The sequence below is a fragment of the Sphingomonas bacterium genome, assembly GCF_028292945.1.
Taxonomy (GTDB): Bacteria; Pseudomonadota; Alphaproteobacteria; order Sphingomonadales; family Sphingomonadaceae; genus Sphingomonas.
The window spans coordinates 1-6,162 of sequence record NZ_JAQGLJ010000011.1 but is presented as its reverse complement, the minus strand read 5'-3'; the positions used below and the strand labels follow the sequence as shown (position 1 = coordinate 6,162).

Here is a 6,162-nt window from a genome sequence, read left to right as displayed (position 1 = left end):
GCGCACGTCGCCGACGTCGTCGGCGTACCGGTGCTCGCCTATGGTTTGCGGACCGATTTCCAGGGCCAGCTCTTCCCCGGCTCGGCGCGACTGCTGGCGATCGCGGATACGCTCGTGGAGCTGAAGTCCGTCTGTGCGTGCGGGCGCAAGGCGACGATGAACCTGCGCGTCGATGCCGCCGGCCAGGCGGTGGCAAGCGGTGCTCAGACCGAGATCGGGGGCAACGACCGCTACATGGCGATGTGCCGCAAGCACTTCACAGCGGCGCTGGCGGGCTGACGCCCCCGCGCCCATATCCCCCTCATGGGTTCCGACAATCTGATCTATCGCGCGGCGGTGTGGATCGTGCCGCTGATCATCGCCATCGTCTTTCACGAAGTCGCGCATGGCTGGGTCGCGCGGCTGCTGGGCGATCCGACGGCGGCCGAGCAGAAGCGGTTGAGCTTCAATCCGCTGCGCCATGTCGACCCGGTCGGCACGGTCGTCCTGCCGCTGGGTCTGGCGCTAGCGGGGGCACCGGTGTTCGGCTGGGCAAAGCCGGTGCCGGTCGATTATCGCCGGCTGCGCGAGCCGCGGACGGGCATGATGCTGGTTGCGCTGGCTGGACCGGGGATGAACTTCGCGCTCGCGATGATCGGCGCGGTCGTGCTGGGACTGACCGCTTTCGCCGCGCCGGACGCGACGGGCGGCGTGCGCTTCGTGATCGACGCGCTGTTCGCGTTTATCGCGATCAACGTCTTTCTCGCGCTGTTCAACCTGCTGCCGATCCCGCCTTTCGATGGCGGGCATGTGGTGGAAGGACTGCTGCCGCGTCGCGCTGCGGCGGTCTGGGCTAGGCTGGGCCGGTTCGGCTTTGTGCTGTTGTTTGGCCTGTTGGTCATTCTGCCGATGCTCGCGCCCCAACTGAACCTGGTGCAACGGTTTGTGGCACCGCCCGCGCGCGCAGTCACCGACTGGTTCATCGGCATCGCGGCGGCGATCGCCTGACCGTGCATGGCTGGCTGATTCTCGACAAGCCGCTCGGGCTTGGCTCGACACAAGGGGTTGCGGCCGTGAAGCGCGCGCTGCGCGACGGTGGCTACTCCAAGGTCAAGGTCGGGCATGGCGGCACGCTCGATCCGCTGGCGACGGGTGTGCTGCCGATCGCCTTGGGCGAGGCGACAAAGCTGGCGGGGCGGCTGCTCGACGGCGACAAGGTATACGAGTTTACCGTCGGCTTCGGTGAGGAGACGGACACGCTCGATCTGGAGGGGCGCGTGATCGCGAGCAGCGACGTGCGGCCGACAGTGGTGCAGGTGGCGGCGGTGCTGCCCCGGTTCACCGGCCTGATCGAGCAGGTCCCGCCTGCGTACTCGGCGCTGAAGGTGGATGGCGAGCGGGCCTATGATCTCGCGCGGGCGGGTGAGGAGGTGGTGCTGGCGAGCCGGAGCGTGAGGGTGCATTCACTCCTTCGTCACCCGGGCGTTGAGCCGGGGTCCGTCTCTCTCCCAGAGCGAACGTCTGCGGCACCATGGATCCCAGCTCAAGGCCGGGATGACGGAGTGAAGCAAGTCACGCTTACCGCGCACGTCTCCAAGGGCACCTACATCCGCTCGCTGGCCCGCGACATCGCGCACGCACTCGGCACGGTCGGCCATGTCACCCATCTTCGCCGCACCCGCGCCGGTCCGTTCGACCTGTCCCGCGCGATATCGCTGGACAAATTGAGCGAGGCGGGTAAGGCGCGCACCCTTGAACACCACCTCCTGCCGCTTGGCGCAGGGCTGGACGACATCCCGGCTCTATCGCTGACCCCCGACCAGGCAGGCGCGCTCCGTCAGGGGCGTGTGCTGGCCGGGATCGATGCCGCCGATGGCGTGACCCTCGCGACGCTCGACGACGTGCCCCAGGCACTGGTCGAGATCGTCGGCGGAGCGGTTCGCGTCGTTCGCGGCTTCAACCTGTAACCCGATGTCGAAGGAATACACATGACGATCACTGCCGAGCGCAAGGGCGAGCTCATCAAGGAACATGGCCGGATCGACGGCGACACCGGGTCGCCTGAAGTACAGGTCGCGATCCTGACCGAGCGCATCCGCAACCTGACCGAGCATTTCAAGGGTCATGCCAAGGACAATCATTCGCGCCGCGGGCTGCTGATGATGGTCAACAAGCGGCGCACGCTGCTGGACTATCTCCGCAAGACCGAAGGCCAGCGCTACCTCGATCTCATCGCGAAGCTGGGCCTTCGCAAATAATCGCAAGGGCGTCCCGCGGGGCGCCCTTGTCGCATCCGCCCGCGCGCAATTCGGTGCTGCGGGCTCGGAGCGACATCTCGCTCCACACCGCCGCGAACCGGCTCTGTTCGCAGATTGGCCCCGCACGCATCGGGCGTGCGGCGTAAAGGAAATCACATGTTCGATACCAAGAAAGTCAGCATCGAGTGGGGCGGCCAGACGCTGACCCTCGAAACCGGGCGCGTCGCGCGTCAGGCCGACGGCGCGGTGCTCGCCACGCTGGGCGAGACGGTCGTGCTGTGCGCCGTCACCGCCGCCAAGACGGTCAAGGAAGGGCAGGATTTCTTCCCGCTCACCGTCCACTATCAGGAGAAGTTCTCCTCGAGCGGTCGCATCCCCGGCGGCTTCTTCAAGCGCGAGCGCGGCGCCACCGAGCGCGAGACGCTTGTTTCGCGGCTGATCGATCGCCCGTTGCGGCCGCTGTTCCCGGAAGGGTTCTACAACGAGATCAACTGCATCGCGCAGGTGATGTCCTATGACGGCGAGAACGAGCCCGACCTGTTGGCGATGATCGCGGCGTCGGCGGCGATGACGCTGTCGGGCGTGCCCTTCATGGGCCCGATCGGCGCGGCGCGCGTCGGCTACAAGGATGGCGAGTATCAGCTCAACCCGTCCGACAGCGAAGTCGCGACCGGCGAGCTCGACCTGATGGTCGCCGCCACACAGGACGCGGTGATGATGGTGGAATCGGAAGCCAAGGAGCTGTCCGAGGACGTCATGCTGGGCGCGGTGATGTTCGCGCACAAGGCCGCAGGCCAGGTGATCGACGCGATCATCCAGCTCGCCGAGAAGGCCGCCAAGGAGCCTTGGGAGCTGAAGACCGGTGCCGATCTGAGCGCGCACAAGGCCAAGCTGAAGGACCTGATCGGCGCCGACATGGCCGCTGCCTACAAGCTGACCGACAAGCAGGCCCGCCAGACCGCGATCGGCGCCGCGCGCACCAAGGCACGCGAGGCGTTCGAGGACCTGAAGCATGCCAACCCGGCCGAGTATCTCGGCACGCTGAAGCTGGTGAAGAAGGTCGAGGCGGAGATCGTCCGCGGCCAGATCCTCAACGACGGCGTCCGCATCGACGGTCGCGACACGAAGACGGTGCGCCCGATCTCGGCCGAAGTGCACTTCCTGCCGCGCGCGCATGGCTCGGCGCTGTTCACGCGTGGCGAGACGCAGACCATCGCCACCACGACGCTGGGGACTCGCGAGAGCGAGCAGATGATCGATGGGCTGACCGGGCTCAGCTATCAGCACTTCATGCTGCACTATAACTTCCCGCCCTATTCGGTGGGCGAGGTCGGCCGCTTCGGCGCGCCGGGCCGTCGCGAAGTCGGCCACGGCAAGCTCGCCTGGCGCGCGCTGCACCCGGTGCTGCCGACCAAGGAGGAGTTCCCGTACACGATCCGCGTGACCTCCGACATCACGGAGAGCAACGGCTCGTCGTCGATGGCGACGGTGTGCGGCGGCTCGCTGGCGATGATGGACGCGGGCGTGCCGCTGAAGCGTCCGGTCTCGGGCATCGCGATGGGTCTGATCCTGGAGGGCGACAAGTTCGCCGTGCTGTCCGACATCCTCGGCGACGAGGATCATCTCGGCGACATGGACTTCAAGGTCGCGGGCACGTCGGTCGGCATCACCACGATGCAGATGGACATCAAGATCGCCGGCATCACCGAAGAGATCATGCGCGTGGCGCTGGATCAGGCCAAGGAAGGCCGCGACCACATCCTGGTCGAGATGGCCAAGGCGCTGGGCGAGACGCGCCAGGAGCTGTCCGCGCACGCCCCGCGCATCGAGAGCTTCACGATCGACAAATCGAAGATCCGCGAAGTGATCGGCACCGGCGGCAAGGTGATCCGCGAGATCGTCGCCACCACCGGCGCCAAGGTCGACATCGACGACGAGGGCGTGATCAAGGTCTCGTCCTCCGACCCCGCGCAGATCGAGGCCGCGATCAAGTGGATCAAGGGCCTGGTCGAGGAGCCGGAGATCGGCAAGGTCTATGACGGCAAGGTCGTCAACCTGGTCGATTTCGGCGCGTTCGTGAACTTCATGGGCGGCAAGGACGGGCTGGTCCACGTCTCCGAGATGCGCAACGAGCGCGTCGAGAAGGTGGGCGACGTCGTTTCCGAGGGCCAGGCCGTGAAGGTCAAGGTGCTGGAGATCGACCCGCGCGGCAAGGTCCGCCTGTCGATGCGCGTCGTCGACCAGGAGACCGGCGCCGAGCTGGAGGACACCCGGCCTGCGCGCGAGCCGCGCGAGGGTGGCGATCGTGGTCCGCGTGGCGGCGGCGATCGTGGTCCGCGTCGCGAGGGCGGCGGTGGTGACCGTGGTCCGCGCCGCGACGGCGGCGGCGACCGTGGTCCGCGTCGTGACGGCGATGGTGGTCCGCGCGGTGACCGTGGTCCGCGCCGTGATGGTGGTGGGGACCGTGGTCCGCGGCCGGAGCGTGCTGCTCAGGACGACAACGGTCCTGCGCCCGAGTTCGCGCCGGCGTTTCTGACGGGCGATCGGGACTGAGGGTTCGGGTCTGAGGGTTGATTAGAGGGGAGGCCCGGGACGCGCGTTCCGGGCCTTCTTTCGTCACGGGCACATGCGCGCCTCCGGTCAAGCGGAGCAGTTCAGAGACCTGCCGCTCGCGATCAACGCCGGACCAGGCACCGCGCGCCTTATGACGCCGGGTGCGACACCTGACGGGCCAGCGCCCCGCTTCTGAGCAGTGCCTCAACCCGTCGGACCAACAGCTCAGGCGTGACGGGCTTCACCAGATAATCGTCCACATCGTCGTGATGGGCACGCACGGCAAGAAGCTTTCCCGACTTGGCCGTCAGCATCATTACCAGCACATGCAGACCCTGAGGATGTCGCCTGACCTGGCGGAGCACCTCCAGCCCGGACGCACCGGGAAGGTCGTAATCAAGGATGAGAAGGTCGGCACCGCTTTCGTCGATCGCGCGCAGCGCGTCGTCGCCATGATGGACCGCGCTGGCCGAATGCCCCGCCGCCGCAAGCACGTCGATCAGGATTTCGGCCAGGATCTCGTCATCATCCACGATGAGAATACGAGCCATTCCAACCCCTCAATTTCCAGCACCGGAGAAGCGGAAGGATGAAGAACAACCGCCGTCTGCCAACGAGGACTCTACGCTGCCGTTGTCAATCCTGGCTCGACCGTCAGCTGCGGCTGCGAAGCCTTGTCGAGTTGACCTTGGCATAAGCGAGTTCGCGGCGCTGTGCCGGCTTCACATCGTCCGAGGAGACGATCTGGGCGATCAGCGCATCCAGCTGCACCCGGCCGATGATGTTGTCGAGCACGACGCTGCGTGCGACCGCTGGGCGGCTCTGAGTGGCGGCTGTACGAAACGTCACCGATTGTGCAGAGGCGCCGGTGGCGGCGCAAAGTGCTGCGGCCATGACTACATAGTTGCTGATCATATCCCTGCCCTCTCAAGTCTATGACGTTGGTTTCGCTGATCTTTAGTCTGCGTGCCGAACGAGCTTTAGAAGAGATAGATCCAGGTAAAGATGCTTAGCAAAACGCTAACGTGATGGCAGCTGCTGCTGTGAGGCTGCTGCAGGCCCGTGCCGCGCTGCCGTCCGAGTGGTTCGACGCGACCTTCGAGATCGGTAATTCGCCTTGAAGCAGCGCTCTCGGACGTCCGCTAATGGTGGAAGGCGGCCGTTCGTGCTTTAGGATGACAATGAGGCTGCCACACCATCGCTCGCCTGACTTCCTTCTTATCGTCGCGGGTGTGCTGTTCGCTCTGAGTCTCGCTTGTCGGTTTGTCATCGGAGAGAACCCGCTGAGTTGGGCGCTCCTAAGCTGCGCTGTTCCTCCCGCATTCGAGGCAGAGATGGTGCGTCGCTCGGCTCAAATCGCGTCAATGATCTA

General features: G+C 65.9%; 6 protein-coding genes and 1 pseudogene. 5 read left to right on the top strand and 2 right to left on the bottom strand.

Annotated elements, in window-relative coordinates:
• The 5 genes and pseudogenes from JWN21_RS01575 to pnp form a co-directional block, all read left to right on the top strand.
• Positions 1-279: pseudogene (locus JWN21_RS01575) on the top strand (thymidine kinase); the annotation flags it as partial.
• Between the two features lie 24 nt (positions 280-303).
• Entirely contained in the window at positions 304-987 is a 684-nt protein-coding gene (locus JWN21_RS01570; protein ID WP_299645650.1) for a site-2 protease family protein, read from the top strand.
• 2 nt (positions 988-989) lie between these two features.
• The gene (gene truB, locus JWN21_RS01565; RefSeq protein ID WP_299645649.1) at positions 990-1,946 is read left to right on the top strand and encodes a tRNA pseudouridine(55) synthase TruB; all 957 of its coding nucleotides are present in this window, start codon (positions 990-992) and stop codon (positions 1,944-1,946) included.
• A gap of 21 nt (positions 1,947-1,967) precedes the next feature.
• Positions 1,968-2,237 (top strand): 30S ribosomal protein S15, encoded by a 270-nt coding sequence (gene rpsO / locus JWN21_RS01560; protein ID WP_299645648.1) that lies wholly within the window; start codon positions 1,968-1,970, stop codon positions 2,235-2,237.
• A 156-nt stretch (positions 2,238-2,393) separates the two neighbouring features.
• Positions 2,394-4,790, top strand: a complete 2,397-nt coding sequence (gene pnp, locus JWN21_RS01555) for a polyribonucleotide nucleotidyltransferase (RefSeq protein ID WP_299645647.1) — start codon at positions 2,394-2,396, stop codon at positions 4,788-4,790.
• A gap of 149 nt (positions 4,791-4,939) precedes the next feature.
• Here pnp and JWN21_RS01550 read toward each other — a convergent pair whose 3' ends face one another.
• Together JWN21_RS01550 and JWN21_RS01545 are read right to left on the bottom strand one after the other, a co-directional pair.
• Entirely contained in the window at positions 4,940-5,341 is a 402-nt protein-coding gene (locus tag JWN21_RS01550; RefSeq protein WP_299645646.1) for a response regulator, read from the bottom strand.
• Positions 5,342-5,444: 103 nt separating this feature from the next.
• Complete coding sequence (locus JWN21_RS01545) at positions 5,445-5,684, bottom strand: hypothetical protein (protein WP_299645645.1); 240 nt, start codon at positions 5,682-5,684, stop codon at positions 5,445-5,447.
• Positions 5,685-6,162: the final 478 nt, after the last annotated feature.